18 protein-coding genes and 3 tRNA genes are annotated in these 22,282 nt (G+C 62.9%); 14 read left to right on the forward strand and 7 right to left on the reverse strand.

The genetic code is table 11. The features are described 5' to 3' along the window. Positions 1-147: 147 nt before the first annotated feature. On the reverse strand, positions 148-3,966 hold the full coding sequence (locus HV823_RS22535; protein ID WP_176951928.1) for a vitamin B12-dependent ribonucleotide reductase: 3,819 nt from the start codon (positions 3,964-3,966) through the stop codon (positions 148-150). A 55-nt stretch (positions 3,967-4,021) separates the two neighbouring features. On the opposite strand from HV823_RS22535, the gene HV823_RS22540 reads away from it, so the two are divergent. Beyond that, a complete protein-coding gene (locus tag HV823_RS22540; protein WP_176951929.1) occupies positions 4,022-4,441 on the forward strand; it encodes a hypothetical protein in 420 nt (139 codons plus the stop codon). Positions 4,442-4,755: 314 nt separating this feature from the next. Then, positions 4,756-7,536, forward strand: a complete 2,781-nt coding sequence (locus tag HV823_RS22545; RefSeq protein WP_176951930.1) for a M10 family metallopeptidase C-terminal domain-containing protein — start codon at positions 4,756-4,758, stop codon at positions 7,534-7,536. A gap of 37 nt (positions 7,537-7,573) precedes the next feature. Here the strand turns inward: HV823_RS22545 and gpt are convergent, their stop codons facing one another. From gpt to HV823_RS22560, 3 genes are all read right to left on the reverse strand, one after another. Continuing rightward, positions 7,574-8,071 carry a xanthine phosphoribosyltransferase gene (gpt, locus tag HV823_RS22550; protein WP_097142112.1) on the reverse strand — a complete coding sequence of 166 codons (498 nt, stop codon included), beginning with the start codon at positions 8,069-8,071 and terminating at the stop codon, positions 7,574-7,576. 135 nt (positions 8,072-8,206) lie between these two features. Beyond that, entirely contained in the window at positions 8,207-9,049 is an 843-nt protein-coding gene (locus HV823_RS22555) for a universal stress protein (protein WP_176951931.1), read from the reverse strand. A 217-nt stretch (positions 9,050-9,266) separates the two neighbouring features. Next, entirely contained in the window at positions 9,267-10,022 is a 756-nt protein-coding gene (locus tag HV823_RS22560) for a competence/damage-inducible protein A (RefSeq protein WP_176951932.1), read from the reverse strand. Positions 10,023-10,194: 172 nt separating this feature from the next. Between HV823_RS22560 and wrbA the strand changes: the two genes are divergently transcribed. Beyond that, positions 10,195-10,794: an NAD(P)H:quinone oxidoreductase type IV gene (gene wrbA, locus HV823_RS22565; RefSeq protein ID WP_176951933.1), complete on the forward strand. Its 600-nt coding sequence runs from the start codon at positions 10,195-10,197 to the stop codon at positions 10,792-10,794. A gap of 174 nt (positions 10,795-10,968) precedes the next feature. On the opposite strand, the gene HV823_RS22570 is transcribed toward wrbA, so the two are convergent. After that, positions 10,969-12,168, reverse strand: a complete 1,200-nt coding sequence (locus HV823_RS22570; RefSeq protein ID WP_176951934.1) for an amidohydrolase family protein — start codon at positions 12,166-12,168, stop codon at positions 10,969-10,971. 248 nt (positions 12,169-12,416) lie between these two features. Further along, a tRNA-Val gene (locus HV823_RS22575) sits at positions 12,417-12,492 on the reverse strand. A 591-nt stretch (positions 12,493-13,083) separates the two neighbouring features. On the opposite strand from HV823_RS22575, the gene HV823_RS22580 reads away from it, so the two are divergent. Together HV823_RS22580 and HV823_RS22585 are read left to right on the forward strand one after the other, a co-directional pair. Next, positions 13,084-13,160 (forward strand) — tRNA-Asp (locus tag HV823_RS22580). A gap of 51 nt (positions 13,161-13,211) precedes the next feature. Beyond that, positions 13,212-13,288 (forward strand) — tRNA-Asp (locus HV823_RS22585). On the opposite strand, the gene HV823_RS22590 is transcribed toward HV823_RS22585, so the two are convergent. Next, positions 13,277-13,444, reverse strand: coding sequence for a hypothetical protein (locus HV823_RS22590; RefSeq protein WP_176951935.1), 168 nt, complete (start codon positions 13,442-13,444; stop codon positions 13,277-13,279). The genes HV823_RS22585 and HV823_RS22590 overlap by 12 nt on opposite strands. Before the next feature lie 356 nt (positions 13,445-13,800). Here HV823_RS22590 and HV823_RS22595 point away from each other — a divergent pair, with 356 nt between their 5' ends. From HV823_RS22595 to nuoG, 9 genes are all read left to right on the forward strand, one after another. Beyond that, entirely contained in the window at positions 13,801-14,166 is a 366-nt protein-coding gene (locus tag HV823_RS22595) for an NADH-quinone oxidoreductase subunit A (RefSeq protein WP_176951936.1), read from the forward strand. After that, positions 14,157-14,735 (forward strand): NuoB/complex I 20 kDa subunit family protein, encoded by a 579-nt coding sequence (locus HV823_RS22600; RefSeq protein WP_176951937.1) that lies wholly within the window; start codon positions 14,157-14,159, stop codon positions 14,733-14,735. Before HV823_RS22595 ends, HV823_RS22600 begins: the two co-directional genes overlap by 10 nt. An 18-nt stretch (positions 14,736-14,753) precedes the next feature. Next, entirely contained in the window at positions 14,754-15,359 is a 606-nt protein-coding gene (locus HV823_RS22605) for an NADH-quinone oxidoreductase subunit C (RefSeq protein WP_176951938.1), read from the forward strand. A gap of 48 nt (positions 15,360-15,407) precedes the next feature. Next, positions 15,408-16,598, forward strand: a complete 1,191-nt coding sequence (locus HV823_RS22610; protein ID WP_176951939.1) for an NADH-quinone oxidoreductase subunit D — start codon at positions 15,408-15,410, stop codon at positions 16,596-16,598. Then, positions 16,598-16,852 (forward strand): hypothetical protein, encoded by a 255-nt coding sequence (locus HV823_RS22615; RefSeq protein WP_176951940.1) that lies wholly within the window; start codon positions 16,598-16,600, stop codon positions 16,850-16,852. Before HV823_RS22610 ends, HV823_RS22615 begins: the two co-directional genes overlap by 1 nt. A gap of 11 nt (positions 16,853-16,863) precedes the next feature. After that, positions 16,864-17,964, forward strand: coding sequence for an NADH-quinone oxidoreductase subunit E (locus HV823_RS22620; RefSeq protein WP_176951941.1), 1,101 nt, complete (start codon positions 16,864-16,866; stop codon positions 17,962-17,964). An 11-nt stretch (positions 17,965-17,975) separates the two neighbouring features. Further along, positions 17,976-19,280 (forward strand): NADH-quinone oxidoreductase subunit NuoF, encoded by a 1,305-nt coding sequence (gene nuoF / locus HV823_RS22625; RefSeq protein ID WP_176951942.1) that lies wholly within the window; start codon positions 17,976-17,978, stop codon positions 19,278-19,280. Positions 19,281-19,284: 4 nt separating this feature from the next. Next, a complete protein-coding gene (locus tag HV823_RS22630; RefSeq protein ID WP_176951943.1) occupies positions 19,285-20,067 on the forward strand; it encodes an NADH-quinone oxidoreductase subunit E in 783 nt (260 codons plus the stop codon). Between the two features lie 125 nt (positions 20,068-20,192). After that, positions 20,193-22,271: an NADH-quinone oxidoreductase subunit NuoG gene (gene nuoG, locus HV823_RS22635; RefSeq protein WP_176951944.1), complete on the forward strand. Its 2,079-nt coding sequence runs from the start codon at positions 20,193-20,195 to the stop codon at positions 22,269-22,271. Positions 22,272-22,282: the final 11 nt, after the last annotated feature.

Here is a 22,282-nt window from a genome sequence, read left to right on the forward strand (position 1 = left end):
CGGCCGACGTATGCGACAGATGGAAAGTTCCGCATCCCGACACTCCGAATGCCGTGCCCCAAAATGCAATAAGCCCGCTCAAACGGCGGGCTTACGGCAATTCTTGAGGCCAGGTCCTGGCGTTGCGTTATCGGTCTATATGCCGGATCAGCTGCACCCGCTCGTCGCACCGCAGGTGTCGCACTTCTCGCAGGTGCCGTTGCGCACCATCGTGAAGTTCTGGCACTCCGAGCACATGTTGCCGGTGTAGCCCTGGGCGATCGAGCGCATGCGGCGTTCGTTCTCCACCTTCTTCGCCTCCGCCTTGGCGGATGCCGCTTCGGCTGCGGCCTTGTCGGAGAAGAGGGCGGTCACGCCCTGTTCGGCTTCGGTCGTGACCTCGACGGACGCTTCCTCTGCGATCTCTTCGGCCAGTTCGACAGCGCGCTCCTCGTAGTCGCGCTTGAAGGCGACGATTTCCGAAGTCGAGATTGCTGTGGCCGTTTCCAGCTTGCGGGCGGCGTTGCCGGCAAAGGCGGTGACGTTGCCGCCGCCGGAAGCCTTGGCGGGAGCCGCCGTCGCCGCGCCCTTCGGTTCGCCGAGCTGGCGCTCGCCGCCGGAGACGAGCGTCGGCTTGTAGCCGCGGGTCCAGCCGGTCGAGACGAGGTTGGTCTTGCCTTCCTGGATGCCCTTGCCGAGTGCGGTGTTGCCGAAGTCGGAGGTGTCGACATGGGCGAGGTCGTGGCGGCCGAGATAGGAGACGGCGAGTTCGCGGAACACGTAGTCGAGGATCGATGTCGCGTTCTTGATCGCGTCGTTGCCCTGCACCATGCCGGCCGGCTCGAACTTGGTGAAGGTGAAGGCCTCCACGTATTCTTCCAGCGGCACGCCGTATTGCAGGCCGAGCGAGATGGCGATCGCGAAGTTGTTCATCATCGCCCGGAAGGCAGCACCTTCCTTGTGCATGTCGATGAAGATCTCGCCGAGGCGGCCGTCACCGAATTCGCCGGTGCGCAGATACACCTTGTGCCCGCCGACGACGGCCTTCTGGGTATAGCCCTGGCGGCGGTTCGGCAGCTTCTCGCGCTCGCGGGTGACGCGCTCGATGATCCGCTCGACGATCTTCTCGGTCACGGTGACGGCCTGGGCGGCCGCAGGTGCTGCGACCAGTTCCTCGACCGCATCCTCGTCCTCCTCGTCCTCGATCAGCGAGGCGTTGAGCGGCTGCGACAGCTTCGAACCGTCGCGGTAGAGCGCGTTGGCCTTCAGGGCCAGCTTCCACGAAAGCATGTAGGCGTTCTTGCAGTCCTCGACGGTCGCCTCGTTCGGCATGTTGATCGTCTTGGAGATCGCACCCGAGATGAACGGCTGGGCGGCCGCCATCATGCGGATGTGGCTTTCGACCGAGAGGTAGCGCTTGCCGATCTTGCCGCAGGGGTTGGCGCAATCGAAGACGGGCAGGTGCTCGGCCTTCAGGAACGGCGCGCCCTCCAGCGTCATCGCGCCGCAGACGTGGATGTTGGCGGCCTCGATGTCCTTGCGCGAGAAACCGATGTGCTCGAGCAGGTTGAAGCCCACGTCGGCAAGCTGTGCGTCGGTGACCTTCAGCGTCTCCTTGAGGAAGTCGGCGCCGAGCGTCCACTGGTTGAAGACGAACTTGATGTCGAAGGCGGCCTTCAGCGCGCCGTTGACGGCGGCGATCTTCTCGTCCGTGAAGCCCTTGGCCTTCAACGAGCCGGGATTGATGCCGGGCGCCTGGTTCATGTTGCCGTGGCCGACCGCATAGGCCTCGATCTCGGCGATCTGGGCTTCCGAGTAGCCGAGCGTGCGCAGCGCTTCGGGAACGGCGCGGTTGATGATCTTGAAGTAGCCGCCGCCGGCGAGCTTCTTGAACTTCACCAGCGCGAAGTCTGGCTCGATGCCGGTGGTGTCGCAGTCCATGACGAGGCCGATCGTGCCGGTCGGCGCGATCACCGAGACCTGCGCGTTGCGATAGCCGTGCTTCTCGCCGAGCTCGACGGCCTTGTCCCAGGCGAGCATCGCGTGGGTGATCAGGTCCTGGTCCGGGCAATCGTCATGGATGAGGCCGACCGGGTTGATCGAGAGCTTCTCGTAGCCGGTCGTCTCGCCGTAAGCTGCGCGGCGGTGGTTGCGCATGACGCGCAGCATGTTGTCACGGTTCGGCGCAAAGCCCGGGAAGGTGCCGAGCTCGCCGGCCATTTCGGCAGACGTCGCATAGCATACGCCGGTCATGATCGCCGTCAGGGCACCGGCGATGGCGCGGCCTTCAGCCGAGTCGTAAGGAATGCCCGACGACATCAAAAGGCCGCCGATATTCGCATAGCCAAGGCCGAGCGTGCGGTATTCGTAGGAGAGCTCGGCGATCTGGCGGGACGGGAACTGCGCCATCATGACCGAGACTTCCAGCACGATCGTCCACAGTCGGACGGCATGCTCGTAGTCGGCGATGTTGATGTTCTTCGTCGTCGCGTCCTTGAACTGCAGGAGGTTCAGCGAGGCGAGGTTGCAGGCCGTGTCGTCGAGGAACATGTATTCCGAGCACGGGTTGGACGCGCGGATCGGGCCGGCGGCCGGGCAGGTGTGCCAGTCGTTCATCGTTGTGTTGAAGTGCAGGCCCGGATCGGCGGATGCCCAGGCGGCATACGAGATCGATTCCCACAGGTCGCGCGCCTTCAGCGTCTTCATGACGCGGCCGTCCTTGCGGGCCGTCAGGTTCCATTCCCCGTCATTTTCCACTGCGCGCAGAAAATCGTCCTTGATCGAGACGGAGTTGTTGGAGTTCTGGCCCGAAACGGTCAGGTAGGCTTCCGAATCCCAGTCCGTATCGTAGGTCTTGAACTCGATGTCCTTGTAGCCCTGCTTGGCGAACTGGATCACGCGCTTGATGTAGTTTTCCGGAACCAGGGACTTCTTGGCCGCGCGGATCTCGCGCTTCAAGGCGGGGTTCTCGTTGGGATCGAAGCAGGCGTCGTTGTCGGCCGCGCAGTTGATGCAGGCCTTCATGATCGCCTTCAGGTGCGTGGCGACGATCTTTGAGCCGGTGACGAGCGCTGCGACCTTCTGCTCTTCCTTCACCTTCCAGTTGATGTATTCCTCGATATCCGGATGGTCGATGTCGACCACGACCATCTTGGCCGCGCGCCGAGTCGTGCCGCCCGACTTGATTGCGCCCGCCGCACGGTCGCCGATCTTGAGGAAGCTCATCAGGCCGGAGGAACGGCCGCCGCCGGAAAGCTTTTCGCCTTCGCCGCGCAGGTGGCTGAAGTTGGAGCCGGTGCCGGAGCCGTATTTGAAGAGGCGCGCTTCACGCACCCACAGGTCCATGATGCCGTTCTCGTTGACGAGATCGTCCTCGACCGACTGGATGAAGCAGGCGTGCGGCTGGGGATGCTCGTAGGCCGACTTGGACTTTGTGAGCTTGCCGGTGAAGGGGTCGACATAGAAGTGACCCTGGCCGGGACCGTCGATGCCGTAGGCCCAGTGCAGGCCGGTGTTGAACCACTGCGGCGAGTTGGGGGCGACGCGCTGGGTGGCGAGCATGTAGGCGAGCTCGTCCTTGAAGGCGGACGCATCTTCTTCCGATGCGAAGTAGCCGCCCTTCCAGCCCCAGTAGGTCCAGGTGCCGGCGAGACGGTCGAACACCTGGCGGGCATCGGTCTCCGAGCCGTAGCGCTCACCCTCGGGGAGCGCCTTCAGGGCTTCGGTGTCGGCAACGGAACGCCACAGGAAGGAGGGGACGTCGTTCTCCTCGACCTTCTTCAGCTTCGCAGGAACACCCGCCTTGCGGAAATACTTCTGCGCCAGGATGTCGGCTGCGACCTGGCTGAACTGCGCGGGAACGTCGATGTCGGCGAGCCGGAAGACGATCGAGCCGTCCGGGTTCTTGATCTCGCTGGTGGCCTTGCGGAATTCGATCTCTGCATAGGCCGATTGGCCCTGCTTGGTGAAGCGACGTTCTATGCGCATGGTCCGTTGTCCCTTTGGTTGTCGCGCGCCACCCGTGGCCGGGGCGCAATTGTCCATGACCGGCCGCGGTTCTTCGCAGCCAGCTCAAATTCTTCATTCTGTTCGGGAAACCCGTTCTTGCGGAACCCTGTATCTTGTGCTGAGCATTGCTGCAAACACTAAATATAGTATTAACAGCTTCTTTACGCCAGTCTTTTGGCTGCTCCTGCCATCAGAAAATCGTGCGCAAAAACCTCCCCTGCGGCCGGCGGTCCATCCACCTCGACGCATGGTCACAAAACGCATTTTATTGATTGAAGGGCCCGGACTTAAAACTCTCGCGCCCTGCCGCAGTTGCAGCGTGGAAACCATTAACGACATGGCACCCGATTCCGTCAAGGGGTGGTTTATGACGGATTTGTGGACGCTAGATGTTGTGTGCGGTGCCTGTGGAAAATGGGGACATGTGGTAAATGCTGGAATTCCAGCCGGTTGAGGTGCCGCAGTTGAAGCTTGCGCCAATCAGTTGTGGAGAACCCAAGAAATAAGGGGCCAAAATTAAGGGTAGTTTGCGGCCTCTCTGCCACAGCGCGATTGCCATGGGACGGCGGATGTGGTTGCGGCGACTGGCCGCTTACACGATAGCCCCCGAATACCCTCAAAGGTGCCTTCACAAAGTCGCTTTTTGAAAGAAGAACCTAAATTAGTAGTATGTCGATTGTAACCGTGGCGCGTGCCGCGCTAGACTCGGCTATGGCATGCGGATTGTGTTGGAGTTCCGGCCCGTTCACATGCTGAATGGGAGGCTACATGGCTGCAGGCATCAGGTCGGTTCCGACGGGCAATCCATATATCGACGGCATCCTCTACGGCACGCAGTGGAGCGGCCGGATCACCTATAGCTTCCCGGACGCGATATCGGACTACGGTGCCGACTATGGCCACCCGGTCACCGGCTTCAGCGCCGTCAGCAAGCAGCAGAAAGACGCGATCCAGTCGATCCTGGAGGGGAAGGTGACCTCCGGCTCGGCGCCGTTCACCTACGGATCCTTTGCCCAGATCTCCAATGTGCAGTTGGCGCTCGCTGCGAATCCCGCCGGAAAGTCCGACATCATGATCGGGCAGGCGGACCATATCGACGGCGCGAACCTGCCGACGGCAGAAGTGCTGACCTTCGTCGGCACCACCGGCAAGGCGTCCGACGGCGACCTCTGGTTCGGCAACGACTATGCCGGGACGTTCAACGACTACCGTACGCCGCAGCTCGGTACCTACGCCTGGCTGACCCACATCCACGAGATCGGCCATGCGCTGGGCTTGAGCCACGGTCACGACGCCGGAACGGATATCGACGGCTTCAAGCTGGCGTTGCCCCGGGATCGCGACAGCATCGAATTTTCCGTCATGACCTATCGCTCCTTCCTGGGCGGCATGGTGGCGCCCTATTCCGCCGAGGAGTACGGCTCTCCGCAGACGCTGATGATGTCGGACATCGCCGCCATTCAGCATCTCTACGGTGCGAACTTTTCCACCAATGCCGGCAGCACCGTCTACACCTGGTCGCCTGACACCGGCGAAATGTTCGTCAACGGCAAGGGGCAGGGCGCGCCGGGCGACGGCAAGGGGGGGGCGGCCAACCGTGTCTTCCTGACCATCTGGGACGGTGGCGGCAACGACACCTACGACTTTTCGAACTACGATCAGGACGCCTTCATTGACCTCGCACCCGGCAGTTGGTCGCTCGTCTCCCAGTACCAGCGCGCGCAGCTGGGCTACACGGCGCGAGCGAACGGCAACGTCTACAACGCCCTCCAGTACGAGGGTGACACCCGCTCCCTGATCGAAAACGCCAGGGGCGGCTCGGCGAAGGACGACATTGCCGGCAACGCCGCCGACAACCGGCTCTACGGCAATAACGGCAACGACATACTGACGGGGCGTGCCGGCAACGACCGGCTGTCTGGCGGCTATGGCGACGACATCCTTTATGGCGACAACCGCGCCGGCAAGGCCTATCTCGGCCCGGGGGTTTTCTTCGAACCGGGCGGCCTGCGGCATGATACGCGCGCATCCGCGCTGTCGCTGGACAAGGCGATCGGCATGCGCCACGACCCTAATATCCAGCGTTCGGACACCAATCCGACCGTGAAGGTGTCGGGGTCCGGCGACTGGAGCATGGATTTCTATTCGTTCACCGTGCGCGCAGCGGGGCAGGTGATCCTCGATACCGACGGGACGATGGATTCGCACCTCCAGCTGATCGACAGCCGCGGCAACATTCTGACGCAGAACGAGGATTCCGCCTCGGACCCCGGTGACGAGGGCTACGGCTTTCAGAGCTTCATCTCCTATACGGTGACGAAGCCGGGGCTCTATTACGTTCGCGTTTCGCTCTACCCGGGCGACGGTGTGCTGCCTGCCGGCGCCAGCTACACCCTGAACCTGACACTGCCTAATCCCGTCGAAGCTGATCCGCTTGCTGCGGGGGACGACATCCTGAACGGCGGCGCGGGAAAGGATGTGCTCGTGGGCGGTGCCGGCAACGATACCTATGTGCTGGGGGCGGGGCGCGACACGGTGATCGACAGTGCGGGCATCGACACGATCACCTCCATGATTTCCCGTTCGCTGGCGGCATATCCGGCGATCGAGAATCTGCGGCTGCTGGGGACGGGCGGCCTGACGGGGCGCGGCAATGCGCTGGACAATGTCATTACCGGCAACATCGGTAACGATGTGTTGGACGGTGGCGCCGGGCGCGACACGCTGATCGGCGGTGCGGGGGACGACACCTATGTGCTAGGCGCGGAGAAGGACAGGATCGAGGACAGCGCCGGCAACGACACGATCACCTCGACCATATCCCGCTCGCTGACGACCTATCCGGTGATCGAGAACCTCAGGCTGTTGGGCGACGGCGACATCAACGGTCACGGCAACGCGTCGAACAACACGATCACCGGCAATTCCGGCAATAACCTTCTGGACGGGGCCGGCGGCCGGGACCGTCTGATCGGTGGTGCCGGCAACGATACCTATGTCCTGAGCGCCGGGTCGGATCGGATCACAGACACGTCTGGCAACGACACGATCACCTCAACGATCACGCGCTGGCTCGGCCATTTCACCGGTATCGAGAACCTGACCCTGATCGGCGACGCGGATGCAAAGGCCACGGGCAATGGGCTGTCGAACCGCATCACCGGCAACGCAAGTGACAACATCATCGACGGCCGCGCCGGCAACGATTACCTCGCGGGCGGAGGGGGAAGGGACGTCTTCGTCTTCTCCACCCGGCTGGATGCCGCGAAGAACGTCGATAAGTTGTTCGATTTTACGGTAGGCGAGGATCTGTTCCGGCTTGATAGCGCCGTTTTCACAGCACTCGGCTCACATGGCGTTCTGGGGGCGGACGCCTTTGTCAGCAACGGCTCCGGCAAGGCGGAGGACGCCCGTGACCGGATCGTCTACGAGCGCGATACCGGCGATCTTCTCTACGATGACAACGGCAGCGCGAAGGGCGGCGCGACTCAGTTTGCAAAGCTCGCGCCGCACCTGTCGCTGTCTCACAGCGACTTCTTCATCATATAGAATGCCGGATCGGAGAAGGACGGCGCGCAATGCGCCGTCAGCCGCGGGTGCCCTTGGCGATCGGTTCCTGGTAGGTGAAGCCCATATCCCAGGGGAAGTAGATCCAGGTGTCCTGGCTGACTTCGGTGATGAAGGTGTCCACCTGCGGACGTCCCTTTGGCTTGGCATAAACGGCGGCGAAATGCGCCTTCGGCAGCATGGAGCGCACCTGGGCTGCGGTTTTGCCGGTGTCGGTCAGGTCGTCGACGATCAGGATGCCTTCGCCGTCGTTCTGCAAAAGCTCGGGTGAGATCCCCTTCAGCACATGCATTTCTCCCTGCGACAGGTAGTCGTGATACGACGCCACGCAGACGGTCTCGATCAGGCGGATGTTCAGCTCGCGCGAGATGATGGCCGCGGGAACCAGCCCGCCGCGGGTGATGCAGACGATCGCCTTCCATTCGCGGTCGTTGTCGGAAAGGCGCCAGGCCAGCGCACGGGCGTCGCGATGAAACTGGTCCCAGGAGACGGGAAAGGCTTTGTCGGGAAGCGACATGGCAGGCTCCTATCGCCGGCGGCCGGCAGAATTACGGATAATTCCGCCTTTCTAGGGCATAAGATTAGCGAAGGGAAACGGAGCGGAACCGTTCCCCTTCGCGATCCACAGCGAAACGACGCAATTTGCGCGATCTCAGCGCGACATGATCGCTGGAACACGCAAATCCTTCAGCATTGCGCTGGTAACGCCGCCGAACAGGCGATGGCGTAGCCACGAATGACTGAACGCGCCCATCACGAGCAGGTTGGCGCCGGTTGCCGAAACGCGCCGGTTGATGACATGCGCCACCGTATCGCCGTTCGAGCTTGCGGAATTGACGGTGACGTTGAGGCCGTGACGCGTCAGCGTCGATGCGATCTCGGTGCCGGAAAAAGCGGCATGCTGCGTGGCGTCGTCATGACCGTCCACCGTGAAAACCTCGATCTCCCTGGCCTCCTGGAGCAGCGGGAGCGCGTCGAAGACGGCGCGCGCCGACTCGCGTGTTCCGTTCCAGGCGATGAGCACGCGGCTCGGCGCCTCGGGGCCTGCCACTGCGTCGGAGATCAGGCACAGCGGCCGGCCGCTTTCGTAGAGAAGGTCCTCGATATCTGCGCGGGAAGGGCCGTCGCCTGCGGGATCGAGCTGGACGGCGACCACGATGTCGCTGCCGCGCGCGCTGTCGATGATGCCGCTGGCACTATAGCCGGCGCTGCCGGTGAAAAGCCGCCATTCATGCGAGACGCCCGATCGCTGCGCCAGCGTGCGAAAGGTCGTCTCGATCGAGCGCGAGACGGCCTGTGCCTGCGCCTGCTGCTCCATGATGGCGTTGGGATCGGGAAATTCCATCGGTGCGGCGATGGTGACGACGATCGGCGTCTCCGCATGCACGCCGATCACGTGTGCGCCGTGCCGTTCCGCCAGGGCAAGCGCGTGCTGCGTCACCTTTTCCGCGTCGTCCGCAGTGCTGAGGACGGCAGTAATGGTCTTGTAGGTCATGGCGATCTCCAATTCGAACCCACGCTCTTCTTCAGGGCACCGGGCCATGTGGCCAGGTTGCCGTAACGCCTTGAAATTCTACGATGATCTTTTCCCCAAATCGCCTCTTATTCAAGAGCAATCCGCGGATGTGGCCATCGATTCGTTCAAAACCCTGCGATGTCAGGGCGCGTGGATGCAATCTAGAGCGCGGCGGAGCAATCGACGTTGACGCCGATCAACCCGCAGCCTTGGCCGTAGCGATATCGGCGATCATGGCGAGCACGTCCCGCTCTGCTGCCGCTGCCGGCGCCTCGTCCCGGCTTCGGATGACGATCTCGGTCGAAAACCGGTTTCCGTCGAAGCGCGGATAGGAGCCGATCGAAGTCTCCGGGTGCGCCTTCTGGATCTCCGACAGCCGGGAGCCGATATCGCCCTCGCCGAAGGGGGAGGCGACGCTGCGCGAGAGCACGGGCGAACCGGTTTCAAGCGTTGGAAGCAGAACGTCCAGCATGGCGACGAACACCTGAGGCACGCCGGCCATGACGTGGACATTGCCGACCGTAAAGCCCGGTGCGGTCGAGACGCTGTTCGGAATGTGCCGGGCGCCGACAGGCATCCGCGCCATGCGCTGGCGGGCCTCGTTGAACTCCACGCCGCGGCGGGCATACATCGCGCCGAGCAGTTCCATCGCGGCTTTATCGTGCGTGCAGGGGATGCCGAAGGCCTTTGCGACCGCGTCCGCCGTGATGTCGTCATGCGTAGGGCCGATGCCGCCGGAAGTGAAGACATAGTCGTATCGGCTGCGCAGCGCATTCAGCGCCTCGACGATCATCTCCTCTTCGTCGCCGACGATCCGCACCTCCTTCAGGTCTATGCCGGCGAGGAAGAGCATGTCGGCAAGGTGGCCAATATTCTTGTCCTTGGTGCGTCCCGACAGCAGTTCGTCGCCAATGGCAAGCATGGCGGCGGTGATGATCTTCGCGGAACCCATTGAAAAATCTCCTGATGCGGGATGGACGCCCGCTGCGACACAATGACTGTCAATCGAATGTGAACAGTCTGTTGCCCGGCAAGCTGCTGGCGTCACGGCTCCCACTGCTACATCTTCGCGCCGACCGCAATCAAGCGGAAACGCCGCAATTCAGACGCGACAGGAGATTTGAATGGCAAGAGTTCTGGTTCTCTACTACTCGGCCTACGGCCACATCGAAACGATGGCAAATGCCGTGGCCGAAGGCGCGAAGTCCGCTGGCGCGGACGTCGTCGTCAAGCGCGTACCCGAGCTCGTGCCCGAAGAAGTCGCCAAGGCGTCCCACTTCAAGCTCGATCAGGCCGCCCCGATCGCGACCATCGAGGAACTTGCAGAATACGACGCGATCATCGTCGGCGCCGGCACGCGCTTCGGCACCGTCGCCTCGCAGATGCGCAATTTCTGGGACCAGACCGGCGGCCTTTGGTTCAACGGCAAGCTCGTCGGCAAGGTCGGCTCCGTCTTCACCTCGTCGGCGACCCAGCACGGCGGCCAGGAATCCACCATCCTCGGCTTCATCCCGACGCTGCTGCACCACGGCATGGTCGTCGCGGGCCTGCCCTATGCCTTCCAGGGCCAGATGGGCGTGGATGAGATCAAGGGCGGCTCGCCCTACGGCGCCTCCACCATTACCGACGGCGACGGCTCCCGCCAGCCCTCGGCAGTCGAACTCGATGCCGCCCGCTTCCAGGGCGCCCACGTCGCGAAGCTGGCCGCCAAGATCGCGGGCTGAAACGCATCATCTGCACGAAAAGGGAAGGGCGCGGCCGGTTTGCCGCGCCTCTTCTCGTTTGAGGTGCCTTAGAATCTAGGGGCGTTCGGCTGCGTTCCGAAAACCAAGTGCACGGCAATCCGCCAATCGCCAGGGCCTTTCCGGACAAACGATTCGCACCTTCGCTGGATTGCTCTATCGCGCCATCACCTTGCCATTGGAGGCCACCAGGCGGCCGCCCTTGTAGACGTCGCGCGACGTGGGAACTTCCACGACGGCCTGTGGAATGTGCGGTGCGTCGAGCACGACGAAATCCGCGCGCGCGCCGGCGCGCAGCCCATAGTCGGCAATGCCGAGAGCTGCTGCACCGGCGTGCGTCACCACATCGAAGGCGGCCGCCAGCATGTCGTCGGTATAGAAGCCAGACCGGTAGGCGATGACGCCGGCCCGGCTCAGCATGTCGCCGTCCCCGAATGGCCACCACGAATCACGGATGTTGTCGCTGCCGGAGAAGACGGTCACGCCTTCGCTTCTGAGAAGGGCTACCGGCGGGAATGCATGGTCCCCCGGCGCATTCGTCATGATCGATACGCCGGAACGCGCAAGCAGCGCGCCGGTCTTTCTTGCGACCGATTCGGGGACGTCTCCCAGCCCGTAGGCGTGGCTGATCGCCACCTGACCCTCCATCCCAAGCGTGCGCGTGCGGGCGCAGATCTGCTCGATCTCGAAGACGCCGAGCGTGCCCATGTCGTGCAGGTGGATGTCGACGCCGATGCCGTGTTTGTCAGCCACGCCAAAGACGACGTCCAGGTGACGCTCGACATCGCGGTCGAAACTGGCCGGATCGAGCCCGCCGACCAGATCGGCGCCAAGCGCTATGGCTTCGTCGAGCAGTTCGGGTGTGCCGGGGCTGGAAAGGATGCCGCTCTGCGGGAACGCTACGAGCTGAATGTCGATGTGATCGCGATATTCCTCGCGCACGGCAAGGATCGTCCGGAGCGATTCCAGCCCCACCGAGCCGTCCACCATGACGTGGCTGCGCATGTGCGTCGCACCATTGGCGATGCAGAGTTCGAGCTGATTGCGCGCGCGTACGTCCATCGGAGCGGCGTTCGCCATGTTGTCCGCCTGGAAGGCGACCCGCTCGCGAACGTCGAAGCCGTTGGTGCAGGGGCGGTGCGGCTTCCAGGCGTCGCCGTAGAAGCTGGTATCGAGGTGGATATGGCCCTCGATGAACCCCGGAACGACCAGCCGACCCGAAAGGTCGGTCGAAGGCGTCGATTCGGATAAGCCGCCGGCGGGCACGATCGCGCCGATCACGCCGTCGGCAACGCGGATATCCACCAATTGCCCGTCGGCAAGGCGTCCGTTGCGGAACATCATTTCGCGGGCCATCCGCTCTCCTTCTCAGTCTCGGTTTGCGCGACACTACGTGCGCCGCCTGAGGCGTTCAACATGGAAGCCGGGATTGTCGTCGGCGGATCAGGAAAATCCGGTGTGTCGGGCCGATGGGAGAATAGTGCAGCGAACGATCGAAGAGAAAGCAAAGCTGCCACACCGGGAAAGGCGAGGTCATCGCGCGTCCGCGTGAAGCCAAAAAGCCCCGAATTCGCAGGGCTGATGTACTAACTCTTGGGAGAAAATGGTGGGCGATGACGGACTCGAACCGCCGACATCCTCGGTGTAAACGAGGCGCTCTACCAACTGAGCTAATCGCCCGCCGCGTTGGTGGCCGTGATCTATGCGGAACCGGACAAAACCGCAAGAGGCGTTTTGACGATTTTCGCAAAAATTTGCAGCGGGGTGTGGATGACCCCGGTGGGACGGGCTTGTGATAGGCAGGCCCCGGGGGGAGAGCGTCCGAACAGGCCGCTCGCCCCGATATACTATAGAGTCTGCGCATGGAGGCGCGCGCGCCAGTGCTGAGGATATGGGGGCTGAGAAAAAATCTGGCAGCTGGCCGTGTCTCGCGATTTGATCTGCGCAGGTGAGACGGAGCGCAACACGCGACCGCGGCGTTTCTCGAGACGGTTCCCATACTATGAGCGTATTCCCGAATGTGGATAAGCTGCAATCGATCTTCGCTTTGCCGGCGGTGGGGCTCGACTGCGAAAGCGCCGGCAAGCCAGGGCGTGTACGCGGCGTGTCTCGGCGGCGTATCCCGGACAGTTTTCAACATTTCGCGCCGCGTCATCGTTTTGTCTTCAAACCTGCTTGACACCCATAAGGGAACCCCTTAGTTAGCCGCTCATCGAACGGCCCCGGCCGCTTCGAGAGGGTGCCTCGGGCATCCGGACTTGGAAGGTAAAAGCGGGTGTAGCTCAGTCGGTTAGAGTGCCGGCCTGTCACGCCGGAGGTCGCGGGTTCGAGCCCCGTCACTCGCGCCATCTTCCAAAAGCCGGATATTCGAAAGCATCAAGGCCGAAACGGCCAAATGCGCGGGTGTAGCTCAGTCGGTTAGAGTGCCGGCCTGTCACGCCGGAGGTCGCGGGTTCGAGCCCCGTCACTCGCGCCATTCATCCTTTGGAAATGAAATGAAGATGTGCCGCCAGCTTAATGGCGCCTGCATCTGTGCTGACGACAGGGATGCCGGCGACGACTTGTGCGGCACAAGCGGAATGGCGCAAATTGCGGCGATGAGTCCGGCGATAAGTACGACGCCCAAATTCACTCTTCTCATTCCTGATGACGATTCGATGAGGATCGGATCTCGCCACTCTGCCAGCTGAAGCTGACGGCCTGCTGAATGCTGCGCTGCTTGCGGTACGGCCGACTGGTGTCCGTGTTGTCGGTTGTCATGGGGCTTAAGTCGGGAGTCAGGCCCGGCGACTGCGCCGGTTCACATTTTGTGCCCGGACGCGGATGGGAGGAAATGTGCGCAATGAGTGGGCGAATGCCCGATCAAAGCCTTGCGCGGGGGCGCTCACTGCGCTAACGACGTGGGCGTTGCAACATACTTTCTCGGCTTGCAGGTCTAGCGACCCAACGGCGTTTCTCCGACGCCCGATGCAGGCAGGACGGACGAAAATGACTGAACTTCTTGGCTCCTACATTCCGATCGCCATCTTCATTGGCATCGCGCTCGTGATCGGCATCGCGCTTCTGATCGCGCCGTTTGCCGTGGCCTACAAGGCGCCCGATTCGGAAAAACTTTCTGCCTATGAATGCGGCTTCAATGCGTTCGACGATGCGCGCATGAAGTTCGACATCCGTTTCTACCTGGTGTCGATCCTCTTCATTATCTTCGATCTCGAGGTGGCGTTCCTGTTCCCCTGGGCGGTTTCGTTCCATCAGCTGGGCTGGTTCGGTTTCTGGTCGATGATGGCATTCCTGTTCGTGCTCACCATCGGCTTCATCTATGAATGGAAGAAGGGAGCGCTGGAATGGAACTGACATCCGGCACCACGCTCGTGGCCCCGAAGGCAAAGGGCATCATCGATCCCGCGACCGGCAAGCCGGTCGGCAGCGACGACGCCTTTTTCGGCGAGATCAACAACGAGCTGGCCGACAAGGGCTTTCTCGTCACCTCGACCGACGAGCTTATCAACTGGGCGCGTACCGGCTCCCTGATGTGGATGACCTTCGGTCTCGCCTGCTGTGCGGTCGAGATGATGCAGCTTTCGATGCCGCGCTATGACGTCGAGCGCTTCGGTTTCGCGCCGCGCGCCTCACCGCGCCAGTCGGACGTGATGATCGTCGCCGGCACGCTGACCAACAAGATGGCGCCCGCTCTGCGCAAGGTCTACGACCAGATGCCCGAGCCGCGCTACGTCATCTCGATGGGCTCCTGCGCGAACGGCGGCGGCTACTATCACTATTCCTATTCGGTGGTGCGCGGCTGCGATCGCGTGGTGCCGGTCGACATCTATGTGCCGGGCTGTCCTCCCACGGCAGAAGCGCTCCTATACGGCGTGCTTCTGCTGCAGAAGAAAATCCGCCGCACCGGCACGATCGAGCGTTAAGGGCAGGGGACGTATATCATGAGCGAGGCCCTCCAGGAGCTTGCTTCCTATCTCGGCGAAGTGCGCGGAAACCTGATTTCCGAGGCGACGCTTGCCTATGGCGAGCTGAACGTGACGACGACGAACGAAAATGTCATCGCGCTTCTGACGTTCCTGCGTGACGACGTGGAGTGCCGTTTCGTCAACCTGATCGACGTGTGTGGTGTGGACTGGCCGGCGCGCGAGGCGCGTTTCGATGTGGTCTATCACCTGCTTTCGCCGCAGCAGAACCTTCGCATCCGTGTCAAGGTCGCGACCTCGGAGTTCGAGCCCGTGCCGTCTGCGTGCGGCGTCTATCCGGGTGCCGACTGGTTCGAGCGCGAGGCCTACGACATGTATGGCATCCTGTTCACCGGTCATCCGGACCTTCGCCGCATCCTGACGGATTACGGCTTCGAGGGCTATCCGCTGCGCAAGGACTTCCCGACGACGGGCTTCGTCGAGGTTCGCTATGACGACGAAGTCAAGCGCGTCGTGTATGAACCGGTCCAGTTGAGGCAGGAATTCCGCAACTTCGACTTCCTCTCTCCCTGGGAAGGTACGGACTACGTGCTGCCGGGCGACGAGAAGGCGAAGACGAACTGATTTTGGGGTGTGCATCTCAAAGGTGCGGCATCCATTGGAGCAAGCGGCATGACGGAACACAACGTCCGCAACTTTAACATCAACTTCGGTCCGCAACACCCTGCGGCGCACGGGGTTTTGCGTCTCGTCCTCGAGCTGGACGGCGAGATCGTCGAGCGCGTGGACCCGCATATCGGCCTGCTGCATCGCGGCACCGAGAAGCTGATCGAGACGAAGACCTACCTGCAGGCAGTGCCCTACTTCGACCGCCTCGACTACGTGGCGCCGATGAACCAGGAGCATGCGTTTGCCCTGGCCGTCGAAAAGTTGCTGGGCACCGAGGTGCCGATCCGCGGTCAGTTGATCCGCGTTCTCTATTCGGAAATCGGCCGTATCCTGTCGCATCTTCTGAACGTCACCACCCAGGCCATGGACGTCGGCGCACTGACGCCGCCGCTGTGGGGCTTCGAAGAGCGCGAGAAGCTGATGGTGTTTTATGAGCGTGCGTGCGGCTCGCGCATGCACGCTGCCTATATTCGTCCCGGTGGCGTCCACCAGGATCTTCCCGACCAGCTGGTGGAAGATATCGGCAAGTGGATCGATCCGTTCCTGAAGACGCTCGACGACATCGACGAGCTTCTGACCGGCAACCGTATCTTCAAGCAGCGAAACGTCGATATCGGCGTGGTCAAGCTGGAAGACGCCTGGGCCTGGGGCTTTTCGGGCGTGATGGTGCGCGGTTCGGGTGCAGCATGGGACCTGCGCCGCTCGCAGCCCTACGAATGCTATTCGGACCTCGAATTCGACATCCCGATCGGCAAGAACGGCGATTGCTACGACCGATACCTGATCCGCATGATCGAGATGCGCGAGTCGGCGAAGATCATGCGTCAGTGCGTCGATCGGCTTCTCGGCGATGCGAAGGTCGGTCCTGTCTCCTCGCTGGACGGCAAGGTCGTGCCGCCGAAGCGCGGCCAGATGAAGCGCTCGATGGAAGCGCTGATCCATCACTTCAAGCTCTACACCGAAGGCTACCATGTGCCGGCAGGCGAAGTTTACGCCGCCGTCGAGGCGCCCAAGGGCGAGTTCGGCGTCTATCTGGTCGCCGACGGTACCAACAAGCCGTATCGCTGCAAGATCCGCGCTCCCGGTTATGCGCATCTGCAGGCGATGGATTTCCTCTGTCGGGGACACCAGCTTGCCGACGTTTCGGCCGTGCTGGGCTCGCTCGACATCGTTTTCGGTGAGGTGGATCGCTGATGCTTCGACTGAGCTTCGCCCTTGCCGCACTGATCGCCTCGACTGGCATCGCCAATGCCCAGGACGCCGAAGCCGGCGGAGAGGGTGGGGCGACCCAGTCGACGATGGCCCGGCTTCTCGCCGATGGCTACGAGATCAAGGGCACCGCTCAGGCCAGCAGCCGCTACATCGTGTTCATGCAGAAAGACAAGACGGCCTATGCCTGTCAGTTCGTCACCGTGACGACGACGCGCTGCGGCCTGATCACTGAATAAGGCGCCAAAGAATGTCCGTTCGTCGATTGGCCGATGAGGCCGTGCAGCCCGCAAGCTTCGCCTTCTCCGAGGAGAATGCGGTCTGGGCTCAGGCAACGATCAACAAGTATCCGAAAGGTCGCGAGCAATCCGCCGTGATCCCGCTTCTCATGCGGGCGCAGGAGCAGGACGGCTGGGTCACCAAGGCCGCGATCGAGAAGATCGCGCAGATGCTTGGCATGGCCTATATCCGCGTGCTCGAAGTGGCGACCTTCTACACCCAGTTCCAGCTGAAGCCGGTCGGAACGCGCGCCCATGTGCAGGTCTGTGGGACCACGCCCTGCATGCTGCGTGGCGCCGAGGACCTCATCAACATCTGTAAGCACAAGATCCATCCCGAGCCGTTCCACACCAATGATGGTGGCACGTTGTCCTGGGAAGAAGTCGAGTGCCAGGGCGCCTGCGTGAATGCGCCGATGGTGATGATCTTCAAGGACAGCTACGAGGATCTGACGCCAGAACGGCTTGAGGAGATCATCGACCAGTTCGAGGCCGGCCATGGCGCCGACGTCAAGCCCGGGCCGCAGGTCGATCGCATCTTCTCCGCGCCCGCAGGCGGCCTGACGTCCCTCAGCGAGCCGGATGCGGCCGTAAAGAAGCCGTCTGCCCCGCGTGCCAGGAAGAGCGCCGAGGAAGCCGTCAGCGTTCCGCCGTCGAACGCCGCGCGCGCCAGGACCGATGCCGAGGAAACCGATCCGTCGCTGAAGACGCCGGCGACCGCCAAGGCTGAAGCGGCAGAAAATGCCAGGGTCAAGGGCGACACGCGCGCCGAGGGCGGCAAGCCGTCGCTTGACGACAAGAACCGTCCCGCCGGCGTTGCCAAGCCCGATGCTCCGGACGACCTGACGCTGATTTCGGGCGTCGGTCCCAAGATCGCCGGGACGCTCAACGATCTTGGCATCTTCACCTATACGCAGGTCGCTTCGTGGAAGAAGGCCGAGCGCGAATGGGTGGACGGTTATCTGAATTTCAAGGGCCGCATCGAGCGCGACGACTGGGTCAAGCAGGCCAAGGCGCTCGCAAAGGGCGGCGAAGCGGAATATATCCGCGTCTTCGGCAAGAAGCCGCGGTAAAGAGGTGAAACATGCTTAGAGACCAGGATCGCATCTTCACCAACATCTACGGCCTGAAGGACAAATCCCTGAAGGGGGCGATGGCGCGTGGCCACTGGGATGGTACCAAGCAGCTTCTTGAAAAGGGGCGCGACTGGATCATCAACGAGGTCAAGGCTTCCGGCCTGCGCGGCCGTGGCGGCGCCGGCTTCCCGACCGGCCTGAAGTGGTCCTTCATGCCTAAGGAAAGCGACGGCCGCCCGCACTATCTCGTCGTCAATGCCGACGAATCCGAGCCCGGTACCTGCAAGGACCGCGATATCATGCGCCACGATCCGCATACGCTGATCGAGGGTTGCGTGATCGCTTCCTTCGCCATGGGCGCGCACCATGCCTTCATCTACGTACGCGGCGAGTTCATGCGCGAGCGTGAGGCGCTGCAGGCGGCGATCGACGAGTGCTATGATTATGGCCTGCTCGGCAAGAACAACAAGCTCGGCTACGACATCGACATCGTCGTTCATCATGGCGCCGGCGCCTATATCTGTGGCGAAGAGACCGCGCTCCTGGAAAGCCTTGAAGGCAAGAAGGGCCAGCCGCGCCTGAAGCCGCCGTTCCCGGCCAACATGGGGCTCTACGGCTGCCCGACGACGGTCAACAACGTCGAGTCCATCGCCGTCACGCCGACGATCCTGCGTCGTGGCGCCAGCTGGTACACGAGCTTCGGCCGCCCGAACAACCACGGCACCAAGCTTTACTCGATCTCCGGCCACGTCAACCGTCCCTGCACGGTCGAGGATGCCATGTCGATCACCTTCCAGGAACTGATCGAGACCCATTGCGGTGGCATCCGCGGCGGTTGGGATAATCTTCTCGCCGTCATTCCCGGTGGCTCCTCCGTTCCCTGCGTGCCCGGCGCGCAGATGAAGGACGCGATCATGGACTATGACGGCCTGCGCGAGCTGGGCTCCGGCCTCGGCACCGCTGCCGTCATCGTCATGGACAAGTCGACCGACATCGTGAAGGCGATCTGGCGGCTGGCTGCCTTCTACAAGCACGAGAGCTGCGGCCAGTGCACGCCGTGCCGTGAGGGCACCGGCTGGATGATGCGCGTCATGGAGCGCATGGTGAAGGGCAATGCGCAGAAGCGCGAGATCGACATGCTGTTCGACGTCAGCAAGCAGATCGAGGGCCACACCATCTGCGCGCTCGGTGATGCGGCCGCCTGGCCGATCCAGGGCCTGATCCGCCATTTCCGCCCCGAGATGGAAAAGCGGATCGACCAGTACACCCACAAAGCCATGGCGCATGGCGCCGTGCTCGAGGCAGCGGAGTAAGGCGATGACAAAGCCGGCAGGACAGGAAGCAGAAGCAACCCAGTTCCCGCCGGCGACAGCGGAGAGCGACGATCCGTTCGGCTTGTCGCCCTGGTTGAAGGAAATGCCGTCGATGGCGATCCCGCCGCTGATGGCGCACCCGATGGCGGCGATGGCTGCCGCAACCGCGATCGGTTTCGGCATGACCAGCCATCTGGCCGGGATCATGATGGGAGCGATGCAGTCAAGCGCGGAGCGCGCCAGGGCCCTGCTCGACGAGGCGGCTGGGATCGAGGCGGAGGCGCTGAAGGCTCGGAGCGAGGCTACGCCGGCAAAGATGCCGGATACGCACGGGGCAGGAGACGCAGGCATCGCGTCCGCGCCGCCGAAGCCGGACGCCAAGGCGCGACGTGCCAGCTCGGCGGGCCGGTCGGCGACTGCGGTGAAGGTGAAAAAGCCCGCGACGCCGGCAGAGCCGGTGAAGACGGGAATTGCGGCGGGCAAGGTGAAGGCGAAAGCCGGCCCGGTCGCCGCGAAGACGAAGGCGCCGGCAACGGTTCGGAAAGGTTCCGGGCCTAATGCGGGCGGGAAGAATGCGGGCAAGGGCGATGACCTGAAGATGATTTCGGGCATCGGGCCGAAGCTGGAACAGGTGCTGAACGGCAAGGGGATTTTCCGCTTTTCCGATATTGCGCATTGGTCCGGCGCCGACGTGGAGAAGATCGAAGCCGAACTCGGCCTCGACGGGCGGATTGCCCGCGATGGCTGGGTGGAGCAGGCGAAGGCGCTGGCAAGCGCGAAGGGCTGAAGGCCCGGAGCGTACCGGCGGACGAAACGGACTGACGCGGACGGGAAGCGGGCTAGCCGCTACCGGCCGCGAGTGACATGGCGCTGGCACGGCGGAAGCGGTGCATCGGAAGCGGGAAGACGGATATGGCAAAACTGAAAGTCGACGGAAAAGAGATCGAGGTTCCGGATCATTTCACGCTGTTGCAGGCGTGCGAGGAGGCCGGCGCCGAAGTTCCGCGCTTCTGTTTCCACGAGCGGCTGTCGGTTGCCGGCAACTGCCGCATGTGCCTGGTCGAAGTGAAGGGCGGCCCGCCGAAGCCGGCGGCCTCCTGCGCCATGGGCGTTCGCGACCTGCGTCCCGGACCGAACGGCGAGCCGCCGGAAGTCTTCACCACCACGCCGATGGTCAAGAAGGCCCGTGAAGGCGTGATGGAATTCCTGCTGATCAACCATCCGCTGGACTGCCCCATCTGCGACCAGGGCGGCGAATGCGACCTGCAGGACCAGGCGATGGCTTTCGGCATCGACAGTTCGCGCTATCAGGAAAACAAGCGCGCCGTCGAGGACAAGTATATCGGCCCGCTCGTCAAGACGATCATGAACCGCTGCATCCACTGCACGCGCTGCGTCCGCTTTACCACCGAGGTGGCCGGCATCAGCGAACTCGGCCTGATCGGTCGCGGCGAGGATGCGGAAATCACCACCTATCTCGAGCAGGCGATGACTTCGGAGCTGCAGGGCAACGTCGTCGACCTGTGCCCCGTCGGCGCGCTGACTTCCAAGCCCTTCGCCTTCACCGCCCGTCCATGGGAACTGAACAAGACCGAATCGATCGACGTCATGGACGCCGTCGGCTCGGCGATCCGCGTCGATACCCGCGGCCGCGAAGTGATGCGCGTGCTGCCGCGCGTCAATGAAGAGATCAACGAGGAGTGGATCTCCGACAAGACCCGCTACATCTGGGACGGGTTGAAGACCCAGCGCCTCGACCGCCCCTACGTCCGCAAGGACGGCCGTTTGCAGCCGGCAAGCTGGGCCGAGGCTTTTGGCGCCATCAAGGCTGCCGTTGCCGGCAAGCCGGGCGACCGGATCGGCGCGATTGCGGGCGATCTCGCTTCGGTCGAGGAAATGTACGCCCTGCGCGAATTGATGTCGGCGCTGGGCTCCGCCAACATCGATTGCCGGCAGGATGGCACGGCGCTGCATCCATCGTTCGGCCGCGCGAGCTATCTCTTCAATCCGACCATCGTCGGCATCGAGCAGGCTGACGCCCTTCTCATCGTCGGTGCGAATCCGCGCGTCGAGGCCGCGGTGCTGAACGCCCGCATCCGCAAGCGCTGGCGCATGGACGGCTTCCCGATCGGCTTGATCGGCGAACAAGCGGAACTGCGTTACGGCTACGAATACCTCGGCGCGGGTCCGGATTCTCTGGCCGAGCTCGTTGCCGGCAACGGCAAGTTCGCCGAGACGCTGAAGAACGCCAAGAACCCGATGATCATCGTCGGCCAGGGCGCTCTGGCGCGCGAAGACGGCCTTGCCGTTCTGGCAAATGTCGTGAAGCTGGCCGAAGCTGTCGGTGCGATCGGCGCCGATTGGAACGGTCTCGGCATCCTGCATACGGCTGCCGCACGCGTCGGCGGGCTCGACCTCGGCTTCGTTCCGGGCGAGGGCGGCAAGACGGCAGCCGAAATGCTGACCGGTACCGACGTCCTCTTCCTGCTTGGTGCTGACGAGATGGACTTCGCCAACAAGTCGGCCTTCACCGTCTATATCGGCTCACACGGCGACAACGCGGCGCATCTCGCCGACGTGATCCTACCGGGCGCGACCTACACTGAAAAATCCGGCACCTGGGTCAACACGGAAGGCCGGGTCCAGCAGGGCAACCGTGCCGGTTTCGCGCCGGGCGAAGCCCGTGAAGACTGGGCCATCCTTCGCGCCCTTTCCGACGTGCTCGGCAAGAAGCTGCCGTTTGATTCGCTGGCCCAGCTTCGTTCGAGGCTCTATGCGGCGCACCCCCATTTTGCAGGCGTGGACGAGATCGCCCCCGCCGACAGCGCCGAACTGGCCGCTCTTTCGAAAAAAGGCGGGAAGATGACGAAATCCGGGTTTGCGTCTCCCGTCAAAGACTTCTATTTGACGAACCCGATAGCGCGTGCCTCCGCGGTCATGGCCGAGTGCTCGGCACTCGCCCGCAACAACTTCAAAGCCGCAGCGGAATAAGCGCGAGGGAA

Source organism: Mycoplana rhizolycopersici, from assembly GCF_013378445.1.
GTDB classification, from domain to species: domain Bacteria; phylum Pseudomonadota; class Alphaproteobacteria; order Rhizobiales; family Rhizobiaceae; genus Mycoplana; species Mycoplana rhizolycopersici.